This window comes from Acidovorax sp. KPB24-03 (genome assembly GCF_057546605.1).
This window is the reverse complement of record NZ_BAAJYR010000003.1, coordinates 46,673-67,148: the sequence shown is the minus strand read 5'-3', so window position 1 is coordinate 67,148 and position 20,476 is coordinate 46,673. Positions and strand designations below refer to the sequence as shown.

The following is a 20,476-nucleotide window of genomic DNA, read 5'->3' as shown; positions in this document are numbered from 1 at the left end:
ATCAAGAAGCTCTCCGATGGAACAGGGTCTCGAGCAGCGAAGCGATGCGCTGCGGGGAAAGGACATGGCCGGGGGTGCAGGCGCTCATCGCGGCTTCGGGCATGAAGGGCATGGGGGCGCTGTCCGGGTCCTGCACGACCGTGGTGCCCCCCGCGGCCTGCACGGCTGCCAACCCTTGCGCTCCGTCGCTGTTGGCGCCCGACAGCAGGATGCCAAGCAAGCGCTCACCATACGCGTCCGCCGCGGATTCGAACAGCACATCGATGGACGGGCGCGAAAAATGCACCGGATCGTCCACGGACAGGGCCAGCGAAGGCCCGGCATCGATCAGCAGATGGTAGTCCGGCGGCGCGAAGTAAACGGTCCCGGGCTCCACCGGCTCCTTGTCCTGGGCTTCGCGCAAAGGCACGGCACAGCTCGGCTGGAAGATTTCGCACAGCAGGCTGGGCCGCTCGCGCGGCAGGTGCAGCACCACGAAGACCGCGGCCCGCAGGCCGGATGGCAGCGCCGGCAGCAGGACCGAGAGCGCTTCGATGCTCCCTGCGGAGCCGCCGATCACCACCGCCTGCGGGCGGATGCGGTCGCTCATGCCCCGCCTTTCTTCTGGTACAGGCGGTCCTGCGGCACGAGCTCTTCGAACTCGCCCGCATGCGACGAAAAGCGCAGCGACTCCTTCGACCCCAGCCCAAGAAAGCCCTTGCGGCACAGCGCATCGCGGAACAGGCCCAGTGCGCGGTCCTGCAGCTCGCGGTCGAAATAGATCAGCACGTTGCGGCAGGACACCAGCTGCACTTCGGCGAACACGCTGTCGGTGGCGAGGCTGTGGTCCGAGAACACGATGTGCTTGCGCAGGCTCTTGTCGAGCACCACGCGCCCGTAGGCGGCGGTGTAGTGCTCCGACAGCGAGGTTCGCCCGCCCGAGCGGGCATGGTTTTCCGTGAAGGCCGGCACGCGCTCGATGGCGTAGATGCCCGCCTCGGCCTTCTGCAGGGCGTTGGCGTTGATGTCGGTGGCGTAGATCAGGGTGCGCTCCAGCAGTCCCTCCTCCCGCAGCAATATGGCCAGCGAATACACCTCCTCGCCCGTGCTGCAGCCCGCCACCCAGATCTTGAGCGACGGATAGGTGCGCAGCACCGGCACCACGGTTTCGCGCAACGCCCGAAAGTACGTCGGGTCGCGGAACATCTCGCTCACCTGCACCGTGAGGTATTCCAGCATGGCGGGAAACACTTCCGGGTCGTGCAGCACCAGGTGCTGCAACTGGGACACCGACCGGCAATGGAAACGCGTGAGCGCGGTCTGCAGGCGGCGCTTGAGCGAGGCCTGCGCATACCCGCGAAAGTCGTAGTGGTAGCGCTGGTAGATGGCCTCGACCAGCAGGTGCTGCTCGATGTCGAACGTCTTCTTTCGCTGCTGCTGCGCCGCCGGGTCTTCGCTCATTTGGGCATCCACACGCGCACGAGCGACAGCAGTTTCTCGACATCCAGCGGCTTGGCGATGTAGTCGTTGGCACCGGCGGCCAGGCACTTTTCCTGGTCGTCCTTCATGGCTTTGGCGGTCAGCGCGATGATGGGCAGGCGACGCCATTCGGGGCGTTTGCGGATCTCGCTCATGGCGGTGAAGCCGTCCATCTCCGGCATCATGATGTCCATCAGGACGAGATCGACCGTGGCCGCATCGCCGGACTGCGCGCGCTGCAGGGCTTCCAGCGCCTCGCGGCCGTTGCGCGCGATCTGCACCTTGGCACCGGTGGGCTCGAGCACGCTGGACAGCGCGAAGATGTTGCGCACGTCATCTTCGACCACCAGGATGTTGCGCCCCTCGAAGGTGGACTCCCGGTCCCGGGCCATCTGCAGCATCTGCTGGCGGTCCGCGGGCAGTTTGGACTCCACCTGGTGAAGGAACAGCGTGACCTCGTCCAGCAGCCGCTCGGGCGAGCGCGCGTCCTTGATGATGATGGACTTGGAGTAGCGCCGCAGGCGCTGCTCTTCGTCGCGCGACAGCGAGCGGCCGGTGTAGACGATGACGGGCGGGAACGCCACCTCTTCCTGGCCGGCCATCTTCTCCAGCAGCTCGTAACCGCTCAGATCGGGCAGGTTCAGGTCCATCACCATGCAGTCGAACGTGCTCGTGCGCAACAGTTCGAGCGCGCGCTGCGCCGTCTCGGCACCGACGATCTCCACATCGCCATTGGCCAGCAGGTGGTGCATGCTTTCGCGCTGGCGCTCGTCGTCCTCCACCACCAGCACGCGGCGCATGGCCTGGGTGAACTTGGCCTCCATGCGCTCCAGGGCCTGCACGAGTTCTTCGCGCTTGACGGGCTTGAGAGCGTAGCCGATGGCCCCCCGGCCCATGGCCTCCTGGGCGTAGTCGGCCACGGAGACGACATGCACCGGAATGTGCCGCGTCACCGGATTGCGCTTGAGCTGGTCGAGTACCGCCAGGCCGGAAATGTCCGGCAGGTTCATGTCCAGCACGACCGCGCTGGGCATGTATTCAAGCGCTGCGGCCAGGCCTTCGCCGCCGGTGTGGGTGATCACGGACTGAAAACCCATCTCCCGCGACAGGTCCAGCAGGATGCGCGCGAAACGCACGTCGTCCTCGACCACCAAGATGGTGCGGCGGCCCGGCGCCAGTTGGTCCCGGTCGTCCGCTACGGCATTTGCCGGGCGCCGCACCGGGGCGGGCGGTGGCAGCACGACAGGCAAGCCGTCCGCCTGCGGCACGGACGGGCGGCTGGCCGGCGCGGGAACCGTGGAGGCCGGAGACGCCTGCGCGGTGGGCCGCGCCGCGTCCTGCGGTGCATTCAGCGGCGCCACGAGGGGCAGCACCAGGGTGAACACGCTGCCTTGTCCCGGCGTGCTTCGCACGGCGATGCTGCCGCCGAGCAATTGCGCCAGGTCACGGGAAATGGACAGTCCGAGGCCTGTGCCGCCATACCGGCGGTGCGTGCTGCCATCAGCCTGCCGGAACGCCTCGAAGATCAGTTCCTGCTGGTGCTCGGGAATGCCGATGCCCGTGTCGCTGACCGCGAACGACACCGTGCCGTCGGCGTTGCCGAAGACGCGCAGCGAAACCTCGCCCTGCTCGGTGAACTTCAGGGCGTTGGACAGCAGGTTCTTCAGCACCTGGCCGAAGCGCTGCACGTCGGTCTGCAAGGTGGCCGGGGCGCCAGGCTCCACCGTGCAATGCAGGGCCAGCCCCTTGTCGTGCGCGATGGGCCGCAGCGGGTCCACCAACGCGTTCACCGCACGGGCCACGTCCATCGGCTCGATGGAGATGGTGGCCTGCCCCGCTTCGATCTTGGACAGGTCGAGGATGTCGTTGATGAGGGACAGCAGGTCGTTGCCCGCACCATGGATGGTCTGGGCATACTTGACCTGCTCGCCCGTCAGGTTGCCGGACTTGTTGTCGGCCAGCAGCTTGGCCAGGATGAGGCTGGAGTTCAGCGGCGTGCGCAACTCATGGCTCATGTTGGCCAGGAACTCGCTCTTGTACTGACTGGCCTGCTCCAGGTCGTTGGCCTTTTGCGACAGGGCATCCTGCGCGCGCAGCAACTGCTGCTTCTGGTACTCCAGTTGCTGCGTCTGCTCTTCCAGCTGGGCGTTGCTCTGCTCCAGCTCGGTCTGCTGCGCTTCCATCTGGGCTTGGGACTCCTGCAGCACCCGGCTCTGCTGCTCGAGCTCTTCGTTGCTCACGCGCAATTCCTCCTGCTGTGCCTGCAGTTCTTCGGCCTGGCGCTGGGTTTCTTCCAGCAGGGCTTCGAGCCGGGTCCGGTCGATGGCCGAGCGGATGGAGGTGGCGAGCAATTCCGACGCGCGGGTGAGCAGCTGCAGATCGGCATCGCGCAGCGTGCGGAAGAACCCGAATTCGATCACCGCATGCACGACACCGTTGTGCACGGCCGGCACCAGCACGATCTCGGCCGGCGTGGCGTGCCCCACCCCAGAGGAGATCGGCAGGTAGTTCGTCGGCACGTCCGTCACATGCATCAGCTGGCGGGAATCGGCGGCCTGCCCCAATAGGCCCTGGCCGCTCAAGACACGGGCACCGGCCTGGGGATCGGCCAGTGCATAGCTGCCGAACCGCTGAAACACGCCGCCGCCTTCGGCCACATACGCCGCGCCCACCCGCGCGCCCAGCCAGTCTGCCAGGTAGTCCATCACGATCGGGCCCAGATCGCTCAGGCGGTGATCGCCCTGCAGCCGGTTGCCCAGCCCCACCAGGCCGCCCTTGATCCAGTCCTCCTGGGCCTTGGCGCGGTGATCGCTTCGGGCGAGGACAGCGGACATCAGGATCAGCAGCAGCAGCACGAACGAACTGACCCAGGTGAAATACGCGCCGAAGGTGGCCGCGGCATCCCATTCGCCGCGCCGGGTATCCAGTTCCTGGCGCTCAGCGTTCAGCATTTCCCGAAGGATGTTGCGGATCGCGTCCATGGTTGCACGGCCCTTGTCCGTACGCACCACGTCTGCCGCACCCTCCGCATTGCCTGCGCGCCGCATGTTCACGGTTTCGTCGAGTTCCGTCATCTTCTGCGCCACCAGGGCCTGCAGATGCTCGAAGCGCTGCACCTGCTCGGGCGATGCCTGCACCAGGGTGCGCAGCCGTCCCATCTCGGGCTTGAGCGCGGCCTGCGCTGCCGTGTAGGGCTGCAGGTAGCGGGTTTCGCCCGTGAGCAGATAGCCGCGCTGACCGGTTTCCGCATCTTTCGTGATGGACAGGACGGTCTGCATCTGCGTGAGCGATTCCACGGCCGCATTGATGCGAGTCACCGCTTCGGCCCGCTCCTGCTGCGACTGGTAGGTGAACAGGGCGATGATGGTCGTGGCCAACGCGGCCAACATGAAGCCAGCGAACAGCCGGATCGGCATGCCTCGCTGGATCTGGGAGGAAGGGGCGTTAGATGTCATGGCGCGGATCGGAGTGGGCCCAAATCATAGAGCCCAATGGCATGGCAGTAACACCCGCACACAAGGTGCGGATACCTTCGAAAAAATGGGGCGCGGCGTCTAAAACCGCCCGTGCGCCCCCCGCCCTGACGCTAGGCGCCCGGCTGTGCCTGCCAGGCCGCCAGCTGGCGGCGCAGTTCCTCGTTCTCGGCCGTGAGTTCGGCCACGCGTTCACGCAACGACTGCAGGGTCTCGGGCGATGGGACATCGGCCTCGTCCCGGGGCTTGCGCCTGGCCTCGCGCACCCGCTTGGCCGCCTGCTTGAGTTCGTCGCCTCCCGCCATGGCTGCCGCACGCTGTTCGTCCTGCGGCAACGTGGCCACGGCCGCCGCTGCGTTCAGTGAGAGGGCGCCCGCCTTGACCGCTGCCACCACCTCGGGCGCGGCCTGCTTGCGTATTTTTTCGATCATCACCACCTGGCTGCTGCTCAGCCGTGCGGCCTTGGCAATGGCCTCCCGACTGGACAGCGGCTGGGGCTCTGGCGATGCCTCCTGCGCCAGCGCATCGGCTGCAGTCGGGGCAGGGGCGGCGGCACCGGGGGCGTCTGCATCCTCCCCGGGTTCGCCGGGGGAAGCCCCCCGAAGGGCTTCGCCATTGGCGGCACGCACGTTGCGATCGGCCAGAATCTCCCGCTTGCGCAGGGCCAGCACGCCGCGCTGGAAGTCCGATACGCTACGCCGACCCAGGTGCTGGTCGATCATCCACAGGTGCACGTCTTCCATGGAGCGGAAATTCTGATTTTGAACCGTCTGGAACGGCAACCCATGCTTTTGGCAGATACCGTACCGGTTATGGCCATCCACCAGCACATCGCCCCACAGCACCAGCGCATCGCGGCACCCTTCCGCCAGCAGGCTGCGCTCCAGGGCCGCGTGTTCCTCGGGGCTCAGCGGGTCGATATAGGCCTTGAGTTCTTCGTTGACGACGATATGCATGGGCGGGGTTTCCAGGACCAAAGGGCCGGCATTGTAGAGAGCCCCTTCTGATCCGGAGAAAATCGAAAGGCTATGCAAACCACCGACAAGGCCAAGGGCTCGCGCCAGAGCTTCAGGGGACAGCTCACCCTGCTGTTCGGCGGGCTGTCGCTTGCCAGCCTGCTGGGCGTGGGGGTCTACGTGGGCCACATCGCCACGGGGGAACTGGCCCGGTTCGGCGGTGAACTGCTGCACACCAGTGCCCGATCGGCCGCCGACCTGCTGGCGACCAACCTGCGCGAGCGGGCCCAGGAAATCGACCTACTGCGCCAGTTGGCGCTCTTCACCCGCGGCGACCTTTCCGCTCAGGAGATGCGGCAGGCGCTGGACCTGCGCAAGACCACCCACAACGAATACGCCTGGATCGGCGTCACCGACGCGAGCGGACGGGTCACGCAAGCCACTGATGGCGTGCTGGTCGGTGCCCAGGTCGAGCACCGGCCTTGGTTCCAGTCCGCCCGCTCCGGGCTGTTCGTGGGCGACGTGCACGAGGCCGTGCTGCTCGCCAAGCAGTTGCCCAACCGCAACCCGGACCAGCCGCTGCGCTTCATCGACTTCGCGGCCCCCATCCTGGACGAGCAGGGCCAGTTGCGGGGGGTGCTGGGTGCCCACGCCCACTGGTCCTGGGTGACCGAGACGGTAGAGTCCATCGTGGTGAACCGGGTCGGCCAGCACGGTGCGGAGGTGCTGATCGCGGACAGGGCCGGGCACATTCTTTACCCGTTCCAGCATGTCGGACTGTTGAATCTGCCTGCCGGCGCTTCTCCGCAGGCGCAGTCGGAACGCCTGCAATGGAGCGATGGCGCAGAGTACCTCACCAGCATGGTGGAGCTACCGACCGTGGCGCACACCGATCTGGGCTGGCGCATCGTTCTGCGCCAGCCGCTGGACAAGGCACTGGCCCCGGTGAAAGCGCTGCGCCAGCAACTGATTCTGCTCGGCCTGCTCACGGCCCTGGCCTGCGCCCTGGTGGCCTACCGGCTGGCAGCGCGCATCAGCCGGCCCATCGAACAGCTGGCCCGCGCCGCCCGCATGATCGAAAACCGCGCTGGAACGCCGATCTATCCGGGCGACGAACACGCATCGGAGATCACGCAACTCAACCACTCCTTCCAGTCGATGACGGCGTCCCTGCTCGAGCGGGAGCGCGAACTGTCCCAGTTGAACACGTCCCTGGAAGCCCAGGTGGCGGAACGCACGCTGGCGTTGCACCGCGCCAACCAGGAACTGGAGAACCTGGCCATTCACGACGCGCTCACCGGGCTCTACAACCGCCGCAGGTTCGATGAAAAGCTGCGCGAGTACGTGCAGCTCTTTCAGCGCACGGGCCGGACCTTCGCACTGCTGGTCATCGACGCCGACCATTTCAAGCATGTCAACGACCACCATGGCCACCAGGCCGGCGACGCGGTGCTCCAGCAATTGGCCCAGGTGATCTCGGGCAGTGTGCGAATCACCGATTTCGTGGCGCGCTACGGCGGCGAGGAATTCGTGGTGCTGCTGCCGGAGCCGCAGGACCGGCAGGAGGGCCGTGTGGTGGCTGAAAAGATCCGCTTCGCGGTGAGCCAGAGCCAGTTCGCGGCCGTTGGCCAGTTGACCGTGAGCCTGGGCATGAGTTTTTGCAGCCTGAAGGACACCAACGAGACCGACATCGTCCAGCGTGCCGACCAGGCGCTCTACCAGGCCAAGCAGCAAGGGCGCAACCAGGTGGTGGTGGCGACCGAAAGCGCCTGACCCCTTTTGCCTCGGCGCGAAAGCGGCAAAGACGCCGCTATGATTCGGCGCCCTCGCCATGAACCACCGCCGCGCCCTCCTTCGCCTGCTCCTGCTTGCCGTGTTCCTGCACACGTGCATCGGGCTGCCCTTGCACGAGGCGGAGCATCTGCAAGCCGCCATGGGCACGGGCCCGAAGACCGCCAGCGCGGAGCAAAACGATGTGCCCCAGCCGGCGAAGCCGGCACACGCGTTGGAGCACGGCCCCTGTGCCGGTTGCCTGGCATTCGCGCAGCCCGCCGCATTGTCAGGCGGCATCGGACTGCCGGTTCCGCAGGCAGGCGCCGGCCCCAAATGCCCACAGCCCACAGCCCACAGCCCACAGCGGCATTTGCCTTCGTGCCAGCACCTGGCCGCTGGCCTTTTGCATCGCGCGATCCCCCTCTTCCCATCGCCTGATGCATGCCGCACCGCAAGGCGGCCGCATCCCAGTTGGATCTTCTCTCTCTCGCCGTGGCGGCTTTGCCGCCGCGGGCGGGTCCGTGCATGCCATCCGGCCGCCCTGAATCGCGGCCGGCGATTTTTCTTCAGTACGTTCATGTTCCTTATTGCCTGCCGGGGCGCTCGCGCCCCCTTTCCCCTGACGCTCGCCATGGCGGCCCTGTCGTGCGGCTCTGCCATGGCGCAGACCGCAGACAGTGCGCCCCAACTGTCCACTGTCGAGATCGTCGGACGCACCGAGTCCGGGGCCTACCATGCCGAAGAAGCCGCGGGCGCCAAGACCGACCTGCCATTGCGGGAGCTGCCGCAATCGGTGCGGATCGTCACCCGCCAGGCCATCGATGACCTGGGCGCCACGCGGCTCGATGACGTGCTCGATTACGTGGGGGGTGTGTCCCGCCAGAACAATTTCGGCGGGCTGTGGGACAACGTGGCCATCCGTGGCCTGCCTGGCAATGAAAACACCGGCATGGCCACGTTGATGAACGGCTTTTCTTCCAACCGGGGCTTCAACGCGCCGCGCGATCTGGCCGGCGTGGAGCGCATCGAATTTCTCAAAGGCCCCGCAGCAGCGCTTTATGGCAGCAGCGAACCCGGCGGCACCCTGAACATCGTCAGCAAGCGGCCCTTGTGGAAGGCAGCCAACGCCGTCGAGGGCTCCGTGGGCAGCCAGGGCCTCAAGCGGGGCGCATTCGACAGCACCGGGCCCATCGGCGAGAACTTCGCCTATCGCCTCAACGTGGCAGCGGAGGACCGCGACAGCTTCCGCGACCATGTGAGTTCCGAACGGCGCGTGGTCGCCCCGGCATTCACCTGGAAGCTGAGCCGCGACACGTCGCTGGAATACGCCGGGGAGTTTCTGCGCCATGCCACGCCTTTGGACCGAGGCGTCGTGGCCGTGGGCAATCGGTTGGGCACCATCCCGCGCAGCCGATTCCTGGGCGAGCCGGGCGATGGCGATGTGACGGTGGAGAACCAGACCCATCAGTTCATCCTGTCGCACGAATGGAGCCCGCAATGGCGCAGCCGCTTGGGCTTGTCGTACCGCGAGACCTCCATCCAGGGCTTCTCCACCGAAGCCAGCGCACTGCAGTCCAGCGGCTTGCTCACCCGCCAGCGCCGCTTTCGGGACTTCGCCTCGGACGACATCGCATTGCAGGCCGAACTGCAGGGGAACGTCAAGGCCGGCGGCATGGAACACGAGCTGCTGTTCGGCGTGGAAAGCTTCAAGTTCCACCTGGACACGCTGATGCTGCGCGCCAACCCCACGGCGGCCTCGCCCTATGCGATCGACATCCAGGCCCCTGTCTACGGACAGTCCCAGCCCACGCCATTGCCCAACACGGACACCCTGGAGCGCCAGCGCAACACCGCGCTTTATTTTCAGGATGCCATCAAGCTGTCGCCGACGTGGCGCCTGGTGGGCGGGGTACGCGTGGACCAGTACCGGCAGTCGCTGGAAAACCGGCGCAATGGCACCACGGTCCGCCAGGAGCCTTCATCCACCTCGCCGCGCGTTGGCCTGAGCTGGCTGCCGTCCTCGCAATGGACGGTGTACGCGAACGCGGGGCGCTCGTTCCGCCCGAACGTGGGGTCCGACAGTGCTTCGCAGCCCTTCGATCCGGAAACCGGGCGTTCCCTGGAAGTCGGCGCAAAGTGGGAGAGCGCCGACCAGCGCATGGGTGCCACGGCCGCCCTGTTCGACATCCGCAAACGCAATGTACTGACCTCCGACCCGCTCAATTCGAGCTATTCCGTGGCCGCAGGCGAAGTGCGCAGCCGGGGCCTGGAGCTGGATTTCGCAGGCCAGGTGACGGCCCGCTGGCGGGTCAATGCCAGCCTGGTTCTGAACGACGTGGAAATCACCCGTGACAACACCCTGGAGGTCGGGGGCCGGCTGCTCAACGTGCCCAAGGTCAATGGCAGCGTGCTGGCGGTGTACGAGAACGCCTTCGACAATGGGCAACGCTATGGCATCGGGGGCGGCGTCACGCACGTCGGCCGCCGCCTGGGCCAGGCCCGTACCCAGGCCGAGGCCAATGCGGGATCGGCGGCCTTCGATCTGCCCAGCTACCGCACAGCCAAACTGGTCGCCTACTGGCGCATCACCCCGGCCGTGCGGCTGACCCTGGACGTGGACAATGTTTTCGACACCACGTACTACACCAGTTCGTACAGCCGCCTCTGGGTTGCACCGGGCACGGCGCGCGCGGTGACGCTGGGCGTGCAGGCACGCTTCTGACGCACCGGGCAGAGGGGTGGAGGGCAGAGACAGCGGATGACATTCGGCGTGAGCAACGTCTGACGCGGGGGAGATGCGGCCCCCGCCAGCATGGCAGCCTATGCCTGTCATCCCGCCCCAGCCCACACCCGCCTCTCCCAAACGTGCCCGCCAGCCGCGAGCACTCCGCACGCCGTCAGCGGCCCGAATCCAGTCGGTGCTGAAGAAGACGTTCGGTTTGCGCGCATTGCGGGCGGGCCAGCGCGAGGTGATCGACCGCGTGCTGCAGTCCGAAAACACGTTGGCGGTGATGCCGACCGGGGCGGGCAAGTCGCTTTGCTACCAATTGCCTGCCCTGATGATTGAAGGCAGGACGGTGGTGGTGTCACCGCTCATCGCGCTCATGCGCGACCAGTGCGACTCGCTGCGCGAGCGGGGTGTTCCTGCCGTGCAGTTGCACAGCGGACTCACACCGCAGGAAACGCGCGAGGCAGAGCAAGCCATTGCCGACGGTAGCGCACGCATCGTGCTGACCACCCCGGAGCGGCTCGCCGATGCAGAATTTCTGGCCCTGGTCGCCTCCAGCGGACCGATCGGCCTGCTCGCGGTGGACGAAGCCCACTGCATCTCCCAATGGGGCCATGATTTTCGGCCGGCCTTTCTCGAAATCGCCGGTGCGGTGGCACGGCTGGGCCGCCCGACCGTGCTGGCGCTGACCGCTACGGCGGCCGGGCCGGTGGCGGCGGACATTCGCAAGCAACTGGGCATTCCTGCAGCGGGCGTCGTCGACACGGGGACCTACCGGCCGAACCTCCGCTACCGCGCCGAGGCGCTGGCCAACGAAGCCGACAAACGGGCCCGCCTCATCGATATCGTGAAAGCGGCCGAGGGTTCCGGGCTGGTCTATGCCGCCACGGTGAAAGCAGCGCAGGAGGTTCATGCAGCACTGCGCGCTGCGGATGTGGCGGCCGGCCTCTACCACGGGCGCATGCCAGCCGCAGAGCGCAGTGAAGCCCAGGATGCATTCATGCACGGAAAGGCCCGCGTGATGGTCGCCACCAATGCGTTCGGACTGGGCATCGACAAGCAGGATGTGCGCTTTGTCGTGCACTACCAGATGCCAGGCGGCCTCGATGCGTACTACCAGGAATCAGGGCGTGCGGGGCGCGATGGCGATCCAGCAGACTGCACGCTGCTGTTTCTCCGCAAGGACAAAGCGGTTCAGCAGTTCTTTCTGGCAGGCCGCTACCCCAGCGCGGACGACATCGACGCGCTGTACCAGGCATTGCGCGATCCCGCGCCGCAAGACCCGGGCTTCTGGACGCTCGACAGCCTGCAGGCGCGCCTGGACCGGCCCCGCAGCAAGCTCCAGGTGGGGCTGGGCCTGCTGCAGCGGCACAAGATGGTCTCGAAAGCACGCAGCGGCGCACTCACCCTGCGCAAGACGGAACTGGAGCCCGCGTCGGTGCGTGCGCTTCTGCAGGCCTATGCCGACAAGCGGGAGCAAGACCAACAGGCGCTGGAGCGCATGGTGTTCTATGCGCAGACGGGTCGCTGCCGTTGGCAGGTGCTGCTCGAGTATTTCGATCCATCGAACGAACCGCAGCGTTGTGGCACCTGCGACAACTGCATTCGCATGGCCGAGCTGGCCCGACAGACGTTGGTCGAGCGGGCTGCCGACACGGTACGGAAACTGGGGGCAAGCGACCTGGGCGAAATGGGAGAACCGGTCATCGCATCGGCAGCCCAAGCCCGTCATGATGCCCAGGTGCTCGAACTGGGGGCAACCGTTCGCGTCAAACGGTATGGCAAAGGCACCGTGGCAGCCATTGATGCGATTTCTGTCACGGTGGATTTTGCCGATGGGACCCAACGCTGTTTTCAACCGGATTTCGTGCAGCGGTTTGTTCCCCGGGGCACCCGGGCCAAACCGCTGTCTTGAGTCGGGCTCACAGACCGGAGTGGGTTGGCTGAACGGGGCCTGCCGGTCACGCTGTCGCTGGGCGCCCAAACCCTGCAAGGTCTGCGCACCGTGCAAAGCCCTTTCAGCCGTTGCGCGTTTCCCGGCAGGAGGGGTAGTCAGAGCATCCCCAGAACGATTGACCCGCCAGTATGCCCCGCTTGGCGGTGCGCCGCACCATCCGGCTGCCGCATTGAGGGCAGGACACTTCGGACCGCACTGCCGGAGTCTCCTGAGGTGAGAAAGGGACCGACACCTTGGATGCGGTTTGCGGGGCCTGGGTGCGATCCGCAGTGGTTTCGCGAATGAGTTGCAGCAGTGCTGCACCATCGATCAGGCGGATGTTGCGCCCGCTGGCGAACGCCGTGGCGTCTTGCGTGAAGCGCCCTGAGGTCACCACGAAGCCGGCGGACGCCCCGTGGGCGGCCATCACGCCATACAACTCGCGGACTACCTGGACGCCGACCTGGAAGGCTTTCCAATGCTTGCACTGGACGAGGGACATTTCCCCCGCTTTGGTGAGGACCAGATCCACCCCGCCATCCGAGCCCTCTTGCACCCGCTCCTGCACTGCATAGCCGCGCCGCCGGAACCCCTCACCCACGAGCTTTTCGAAAGCCTGCCAGGACATGCCTTGCAAGGCCTGTGCGCTGGAGCTGGCGGTCCCGCAGTCGTCCAGCAGATGGCGCCGCTCCCGACGCCTCACGGCGGAAAGCACCGCTCCCGTCAGGCACAGAAGCGGCAGCACGAATTGCCCGGCATAAGCCAGACTGCGCCAGAGCGCGCCGGTGATCACCTGTCCCATCTCGTGCGGCGTTCTCATCGCTGGCATGGGCTGGGATGCCAACATGTGCAGCGCCCAATAAATCATGGCCGCCAGGCCAAGTCCGATCCACCATGGAAGCCGTGCCACCCAATCCAGGAAATCGTCTGCGGCACTTTGTTTTTGACGTCTTTTTGCCATTTCTCCCCTCCTGCATTCCGCCAAGCGGATCAATCGAACATTTTGCAACAAATCTTCGGTCAGAGGCCAGGGGGCCAGAAAATTTGCGGAACAGAGGAGGAAAGGAATCTGCCCGGGCGGAGATAACATGCTGTCGCCTTCCACCCCTGCCCTGCACCCAGGCCACGCCGCAAAACGGTCATGCTTGCGCCTGCCCATTGCGCCACACCCGCCCGTCTTAGTGGACACAACGCCTTTCGAAACCCGTGCGCACCGTTCCCTTGAAAACCCAACTGCTGCTGGTGGCTGTGGCGGCGATCCTGCCGCTGGCGATCGTGTGCGGCATCTCCCTGTCCGCCCTTTTCGAAAGCCAGCGTGCGCAAAACGAGGCGTCGAGCCTGGGTGTCGCACGCGCGCTGTCCACGGCAGTGGAGGGAGAGCTGCGACTGACGATGTCCGCCTTGCAAACGCTGGCTCTGGCAGATCCGTTGGGCACGGCGGACGGCGAGGGCAGAGCGCAGGCCCTCGCACTCAGCCGGGCGGTGCGCGCCTCCCATCCGGAGTGGCGCGGCTTGCTACTGGCGGACCCTTCCGGGCGCGTGGTGTTTTCCACTGAAACCGACCGCCCCAACAGCGCAAACGTGGTGGAGCGATCCAGCTTTGACGCAACCGTCCAGACCCGACGACCCGTCGCCGGGTCCATGGCGCGTGGTGCCGGGGGCAATCTGGCCTTTCCGGTCCGCGTTCCGGTGGTACGGGATGGCGTGGTGAAATATGTGTTGACAGCCATCATTCGACCGGAGGCCATTGCCGCCGTGCTGCGTGCGCAGCGCGTTCCAGAAGGGTGGTACGTGTCCGTCTTCGATGCCAATCTGGCTCGCATCGCCCGCACGGTGGACGACGAAAAATGGCGGGGCTCCGGCCCCAGTGAATCGCTCAAGCCCCTTTTCCAGGCACTGGGCTCCGACAAGCAAGAACTCCTGGGCACCAGCACCAATGTCGATGGTGTGCTTGCGAAGACTGTGCTCGCGCGGCTCGGCGAAGGGGGCTGGACGCTCGTCCTGGGCACATCGCTGTCGAAGGCAGAAAGCTCCTGGTGGCGCACCGCCGGGGCCTACGTGCTGGGTCTTCTGGCATCACTGGTTCTCGGGGGGACGGGTGCCTGGTGGATGTCGAAGTCCATCACGATGCCCATGCGCAGCCTGCGAGACGACGCCGATGCCCTGGGCCGGGGCGAATTGCGGCCATCCGGCATGTCGCGCATCACGGAAATCGACGCCGTGGCACGGGCGCTCGAATCGGCCGCCGTGCAGCGCGCCGGCAGTGAGGCAGAGCGGGAAGAGTTGCTGCAGCTTGAAAGCCATGCACGGTCCGCAGCCCAGGCGGCCGAACAGCGGCTGGGGTTGCTGGTCAATGCCAGTGCCGTACTTTCCGGATCACTGGAGGAGTCGGATACGCTTGAAGCGATTGCCCGCCTGGTGGTGCCTGCCATCGGCGATGCCTGCCGGATCGATCTGCTGGATGAGCAAGGAGCCTTGCTTCCAAGACTGAGCCACTCCAAATGGGCGGAGCACAGCGGCAGGCTTGCCGAACAGGACCACGTGCTGGTCCATCCCACGGAAACGCCGCAGGTGCTGATCACCGCCCTCAAGACCGGCAAGCCCCGCCTGTATCCGTCCGGCCAGACCGGCGAAGTCAAGGGCCAGATCAAAGACATTTCAGCGCTTGTGCCGGAACTCGAAGCCGGCGCGGCCTGCGTCGTTCCACTCATTGCGCGGGGACGCACCATCGGCACCATGGCGGTGCTCCAGGCCGGTCCTAACCGCATCTTTGAAGCGGAAGACAGCGCACTGATCGGCGAACTTGCGCAACGCGCAGCCTTGGCGCTGGACAATGCGCTGCTCTTGTCGGAGGCACGGAAGGCGCAGCGCGAAGCCGAGTCGGCCAACCGCGCGAAAGATGAATTCCTGGCCATGCTGGGCCATGAACTCCGCAACCCTCTGGCGCCTATCGTGCTGGCCCTGCAGTTGATCGCCCGCCGCGATCCCACCGCATTTTCCCGGGAACGTGAAATCATCGACCGGCAGGTCAAGCACCTGTCGCGCCTGGTGGACGACCTGCTCGACATCTCGAGAATCGTGTCGGGAAAGATCACCCTGTCGCTGGAACCCGTGGATCTCCGAGAGGTGATGGAGCGTGCGCTGGAGCTGACGATGCCCGCCTTGCAGGCGCGCAGCTCAACGCCCCAGTTGAGCATGCCGACGACGCCTGTCCTCGTGCAGGGCGAATTGCTTCGGCTCGTTCAGATCGTCTGCAACCTGCTCAACAACGCCGCGAAATTCAGCCCACCGGACACACCCATCCGGATGGAACTCGCCAGCGAGGCAGGCTGGGCAGTGCTCCGCGTCAGCGATGAGGGCGTGGGCATCCCTGCCCACCTGCTCCACCACGTATTCGAGCGGTTCGTGCAGGGCGAGCAGGCCTTGGAGCGCGCGTCCGGGGGGCTCGGCCTGGGACTGGCCATCGCCCGCAGCTTGACGGGCCTGCACTCCGGCACCATCAAGGCGCACAGCGACGGACCGGGCAAAGGAAGCACTTTCACGCTGCGGTTGCCCTTGCTCGGCCGACCACGGTCCACCGATGACCCGCGAGGAGATACGGGATCGGAGGCCTTGCCTGCATTGCGACTGCTTTTGGTCGATGACAATACCGATGCCGCCGACCTTTTGGCGGAGTGGCTGGTAATGGAAGGCCATCGGGTACGGGCCACCTACAGTGCCGCCGGCGGCCTCGCCCAGTTGGCCGAAGCACGGTTTGACGCGGCCATCTTCGACATCGGCCTGCCCGAGATCAGCGGGTACGAACTGGCGCGCCGCGTTCGCTCTCAGCCAGACACCCGGCACCTTCCTTTGATTGCATTGACAGGCTATGGAAGCGATGCCGACCGGCTGCTCGCGCTGGAGGCAGGTTTCGACGACCATTTCTCCAAGCCGGTGGACATGGGCAGATTGCTGGAGCGCCTGAGGGCGCTGCTGGCCGACCGCCACCAAAAGGACGCAGCATGGCATCCACGCCCATGAATCAGGACTGACGACCCGCCACGACCCGGTCGCATGCGGCGGCGGCCCTGGCCGTCTACAGGGACACAGCGTCCTCCGCGGAAGACGGCACGGCCGGTGGTGCAGGGAGCATCACCTTGTCAGGCGTCATGGGGGTGGAGCGAACGCGCCGGCCAGTGGCATGGAAGATGGCATTGCACACGGCCGCCGCCACACCCACGATGCCGATCTCGCCCACCCCCTTGGAGCCCAGGCGGCTGACGATCCGGTCATCCTCCTGCACAAAAATCACGTCGATCGGCGGAATGTCGGCGTTGGTGGCAATGTGGTATTCCGCATAGTTGTGGTTCATGAACCGGCCCAGGGCATGGTCGGTCTGCGTCTCTTCATGCAATGCCTGGCTGATACCCCAGACCACGCCCCCGGTGATCTGGCTGTGGGCTGTTTTGGCATTGAGAATGCGCCCCGCAGCGATGGCACTGACGACCCGCGTGACACGAACCGTTCCCAGAGCCTCGTCTACCCGCACTTCGCAGAACACGGCGGAGTGGGTGGCCCTGACGAACTTCTTTTGCCGGAGCACGTTGGGAAGCATGAGGTGCCGCACCTCGATCATCGAGCGCCCTTGCGACGCCAGGATGTCGGCGAACGTGACACCCAAGTCCTGCGGTAGGGCGTCCCGGCGACGCATGCGACCCTCCTTGAATTCCACCTCCTGGAGCAGCACCTTGCCGAAGCCCATGCTCCGACTGCGCCTTGCCAGCGCCCAGAGCAACCGTTGCAGCTTCTCGCATGCGCCCTCCACCGCGGCACCGACCGTCGCTACATGCGACGAGCCGCCTTCCACAGGGGCCAACGGCAGGTTCGAGTCGCCCAGGGCGAAGGTTACCTGTTCCAGTGGCAATCCCATCGCTTCGGCGGCGATCATGGCCATCACCGTGTAGGTGCCGGTACCGATGTCGGAGGCCGCACTGCTCACGACCAATCGCCCGTCGGCATGCATCACCGCGCGAACGCGCGCGAACATCTGCATGGCATCCCAGGTGCCCGTGGCCATGCCCCAGCCAATCAGCTCTCGCCCCTGCTGCATGGAACGTGGCTCCAGCGGGCGCTGCGCCCAACCGAACCGCTCCGCACCTTGCTGGTAGCACGCACGCAGCTCCTTGGTAGAAAAAGGCAACCCCTTGGAGGCATCGCGATCGGCGTAGTTCTTGAGCCGCAAGATCAGCGGATCCATGCGCAGCTGATAGGCCAATTCGTCCATGGCCACTTCCAGCGCGTGCACGCCATGGGCGGCCCCCGGTGCGCGCATATCGAGGGGGCTGTACTGGTCGAGAGGGACCAATCGGTAGCCGAGGCTGACGTTGTCGCACTGGTAGAGCTGGCCGGACCAGTTCACCACCACTTCCACGTAGTCTTCCAGGCGCGAAGTCTCGGCCACAGCTTCGTGCATGACAGCCTTCAGAGAACCATCGTGGTCCGCGGCCAGCCTGACGCGCTGCCATGTCTCGGGCCGGTGCCCGAACGTGAACATCTGCTGGCGCGTGAGCACCACCCGCACCGAACGCTGCAGGTGCAATGCAGCCATCACCGCCAGGATGAGCTGGTACTGCGGCCGCAGGCCCGACCCGAATGCGCCGCCAACGAAAGGATTGCGAACGGTCACCTCTTCCTGCGAAAGACCGAACACGCGCGACACCACCCACCGGCTGTTCTGCGGGCTCTGGGTCTTGTCATAGATGGTGAGATGGCCATCGGCACTGCGCAGTACGGTGGAGGCATGCATCTCCATCGGATTGTGGTGCTCCACGCCGCTGTAGTACTGGGCATCGATCCTGACCGGCGCCGCGCCGAACGCTCGGGGGGCATTCCCCCGGGGCTTGGGTAGCGGTGAGTAGCCAGCCTTGAGCCGGCTCGGTTCCCGCGCATGGCGCAAGTTGTGCACCAGATGGGTCTCGTGTTTTTCAACCTCGTAATCCAGCTCCACCAAGGCAGCTGCACAGCGCGCAGCCTCGAACGACGTGGCAACCACCAGCGCGACCGGCTGGCCGCTGTAGTGGATGCGCGCGTCGTGCAGGGGCTTGAACGGCGAGCCCCCAGGGGAAGTCATGTCCTTGTAGAAAAGATCGAGCGACCGAACCGCGGGGCGGTTCATGTGTGTGATGACATCGAGCACGCCCGGCACTGCACGCGCTCGATCCGTCCGCAGATTCAGAATCCGCCCTTTTGCCACGGTGCTGTTGACAACCACTCCATAAATCAGGTCATCGTTGGCATGCTCCGCAGCGTAGCGCGCCTGGCCCATGACCTTGAGGCGGCCATCGATGCGGGAGACGGGCGCACCCGTCTTCACCAGCCCGGTGCCAGGCTCCGCCATGGGCTGCTGGGGGAGGGCCTGCCCGGCGCCGGGGTCTGTCCGGAAATCATCGTGGGTGCTCATGGTTGAAATTCCTGTACAGGTCCGGTACCCAGCTCTCCTGTGTTGGTCAGTTCGCCATCGCGCGCCATCTCGAGCGCACGCACGATGGCACGCCGGGCCAGAACGATCTTGAAACGGTTGTCACCGGGTCCACCCGGGGCCCCGTGGCCGCAGGCATCCCGCAAGAGCAACTGCGCCGCCGCATGGAAGGCCGCAGCTTCCGGCGGCTGCCCCTCCAGAATCTGTTCCGCTTCGGCGTCGCGCCAGGGCTTGTGGGCCACGCCGCCCAACGCAATGCGAGGGCTTCGCATCAGCCCGGCAGCGTCCAGCTCGAACGCCGCAGCCACCGACACCAGGGCGAAGGCATAGGAGGCCCTGTCACGCAGCTTCAGATAGGTGCTGTGCTGCTGCAGCCCGTTGGCCGGCAGTTCGATGTGCACGATGAGTTCATCGCCCGACAGCGTGTTGTCGCGCTGCGGCGCGTTGCCTGGCAATCGATGGAAATCGGCGAACGCGATGGTTCGCTGCCCGTTCGGCGATTGCACATGCACCACCGCATCGAGCGCGGCAAGCGCCACGCACATGTCCGACGGATGCGTGGCCACGCAATGGTCGCTGGTCCCCAGGATGGCCAGCTGCCGGGCCAGCCCCTCACGCGCTGGACAACCCGTGCCCGGCTCACGTTTGTTGCAGGGTGTTCCCGTGTCGTAGAAGTAGTGGCACCGTGTGCGCTGCAACAGGTTGCCCCCATTGGTCGCCATGTTGCGAATCTGCGGCGATGCGCCCGCCAGGATGGCCGCCGACAGCAACGGATAGCGTTCGCGCACCAAGGGATGGCGCGCAGTGGCCGCATTCCGTGCCATGGCTCCAAGGCGCACGCCTCCATGGGGCAGGGCCTCGATGGAGGCCAGCGGCAGGCGGCTGACATCGATCAGCCACTGTGGGCGCACGACGTCTTCTTTCATCAGGTCGATCAGGTTGGTTCCCCCCGCGAGAAACTTGGCCTGCGGTGCGGTCTCGCCAGAGTCTGGCGCTTGGCCGCGCATTGCAGACAGGGCGGCATCCGCAGTGGCGACGGCTTCGTACCCGAATGCCCTCATGCCTGGCTCCCCTGCACCTTGAAGGGGCCGGGCGATGAATAACGCATGGCATCGACGCGGATGCCAGCCACCTGAGCGACCGCCTGCACGATCTGCGGATAGGCCCCGCAACGGCAGAGGTTACCGCTCATGCGCTCCCGAACCTCCTCAGCCGTGTGCACTGCCCCTTCGTTCAGCAGACCCACCGCGGAGCACAGCTGCCCTGGTGTGCAATAGCCGCACTGGAATGCGTCATGGTCGATGAAGGCCTGCTGCAAGGGATGCAGTCCGGTGTCTGTGAGCCCTTCTCCGGACAGGGCGGGCAGCCCTTCCACCGTGATGATGTCCACCCCATCCTGCATGACCGCGAGCGTGAGGCACGCGTTGATGCGCTTCCCATCAGCCAGCACGGTACAAGCGCCGCACTGGCCATGATCGCAGCCTTTCTTGGTTCCCGTTAGCCCCAGCCGATCGCGCAGCAGGTCAAGCAGCGTGACCCAACTGGGAACTTCGACATGGTGGTCTTGGCCATTCACGCGCAGTCGCACGGAGTGGGCAGAAGCAAGGCGGTCGCCGCAGCTCTCATTGCGAGCTGCCGACAAAGGTTGGCTGGATTGCATGGCGCTTCTTTCACGGCCTGGTGGGCGAGCCAGTT

12 protein-coding genes are annotated in these 20,476 nt (G+C 65.8%); 4 read left to right on the top strand and 8 right to left on the bottom strand.

Annotated features, from left to right (window positions below):
• Position 1: 1 nt before the first annotated feature.
• The 4 genes from AC27KI_RS01350 to AC27KI_RS01335 form a co-directional block, all read right to left on the bottom strand.
• A complete protein-coding gene (locus tag AC27KI_RS01350; RefSeq protein ID WP_284405024.1) occupies positions 2-589 on the bottom strand; it encodes a chemotaxis protein CheB in 588 nt (195 codons plus the stop codon).
• A complete protein-coding gene (locus AC27KI_RS01345; protein ID WP_284429831.1) occupies positions 586-1,440 on the bottom strand; it encodes a CheR family methyltransferase in 855 nt (284 codons plus the stop codon). Before AC27KI_RS01345 ends, AC27KI_RS01350 begins: the two co-directional genes overlap by 4 nt.
• On the bottom strand, positions 1,437-4,913 hold the full coding sequence (locus AC27KI_RS01340) for a response regulator (protein WP_284429830.1): 3,477 nt from the start codon (positions 4,911-4,913) through the stop codon (positions 1,437-1,439). Before AC27KI_RS01340 ends, AC27KI_RS01345 begins: the two co-directional genes overlap by 4 nt.
• Before the next feature lie 131 nt (positions 4,914-5,044).
• Entirely contained in the window at positions 5,045-5,887 is an 843-nt protein-coding gene (locus tag AC27KI_RS01335) for a plasmid replication/partition related protein (RefSeq protein WP_487087592.1), read from the bottom strand.
• 72 nt (positions 5,888-5,959) lie between these two features.
• Here AC27KI_RS01335 and AC27KI_RS01330 point away from each other — a divergent pair, with 72 nt between their 5' ends.
• The 3 genes from AC27KI_RS01330 to AC27KI_RS01320 all read left to right on the top strand — a co-directional run bounded on the left by AC27KI_RS01330 (position 5,960) and on the right by AC27KI_RS01320 (position 12,303).
• On the top strand, positions 5,960-7,660 hold the full coding sequence (locus tag AC27KI_RS01330) for a sensor domain-containing diguanylate cyclase (RefSeq protein ID WP_487087594.1): 1,701 nt from the start codon (positions 5,960-5,962) through the stop codon (positions 7,658-7,660).
• Positions 7,661-8,237: 577 nt separating this feature from the next.
• A complete protein-coding gene (locus AC27KI_RS01325; protein ID WP_372588162.1) occupies positions 8,238-10,382 on the top strand; it encodes a TonB-dependent siderophore receptor in 2,145 nt (714 codons plus the stop codon).
• A 100-nt stretch (positions 10,383-10,482) separates the two neighbouring features.
• Positions 10,483-12,303: a RecQ family ATP-dependent DNA helicase gene (locus AC27KI_RS01320; protein WP_487112244.1), complete on the top strand. Its 1,821-nt coding sequence runs from the start codon at positions 10,483-10,485 to the stop codon at positions 12,301-12,303.
• Between the two features lie 103 nt (positions 12,304-12,406).
• On the opposite strand, the gene AC27KI_RS01315 is transcribed toward AC27KI_RS01320, so the two are convergent.
• Positions 12,407-13,285: a restriction endonuclease gene (locus AC27KI_RS01315; RefSeq protein WP_487112249.1), complete on the bottom strand. Its 879-nt coding sequence runs from the start codon at positions 13,283-13,285 to the stop codon at positions 12,407-12,409.
• A gap of 260 nt (positions 13,286-13,545) precedes the next feature.
• On the opposite strand from AC27KI_RS01315, the gene AC27KI_RS01310 reads away from it, so the two are divergent.
• Positions 13,546-16,344: a hybrid sensor histidine kinase/response regulator gene (locus AC27KI_RS01310; RefSeq protein WP_487112242.1), complete on the top strand. Its 2,799-nt coding sequence runs from the start codon at positions 13,546-13,548 to the stop codon at positions 16,342-16,344.
• Positions 16,345-16,399: 55 nt separating this feature from the next.
• On the opposite strand, the gene AC27KI_RS01305 is transcribed toward AC27KI_RS01310, so the two are convergent.
• From AC27KI_RS01305 to AC27KI_RS01295, 3 genes are read right to left on the bottom strand one after another with little or no spacing between them, the layout of a single operon-like run.
• Positions 16,400-18,763 (bottom strand): xanthine dehydrogenase family protein molybdopterin-binding subunit, encoded by a 2,364-nt coding sequence (locus tag AC27KI_RS01305; RefSeq protein ID WP_487112240.1) that lies wholly within the window; start codon positions 18,761-18,763, stop codon positions 16,400-16,402.
• Positions 18,760-19,842 carry an FAD binding domain-containing protein gene (locus AC27KI_RS01300; RefSeq protein WP_487112238.1) on the bottom strand — a complete coding sequence of 361 codons (1,083 nt, stop codon included), beginning with the start codon at positions 19,840-19,842 and terminating at the stop codon, positions 18,760-18,762. The genes AC27KI_RS01305 and AC27KI_RS01300 overlap by 4 nt, the downstream gene beginning before the upstream one ends.
• On the bottom strand, positions 19,839-20,441 hold the full coding sequence (locus tag AC27KI_RS01295; protein WP_487112236.1) for a (2Fe-2S)-binding protein: 603 nt from the start codon (positions 20,439-20,441) through the stop codon (positions 19,839-19,841). The genes AC27KI_RS01300 and AC27KI_RS01295 overlap by 4 nt, the downstream gene beginning before the upstream one ends.
• Positions 20,442-20,476: the final 35 nt, after the last annotated feature.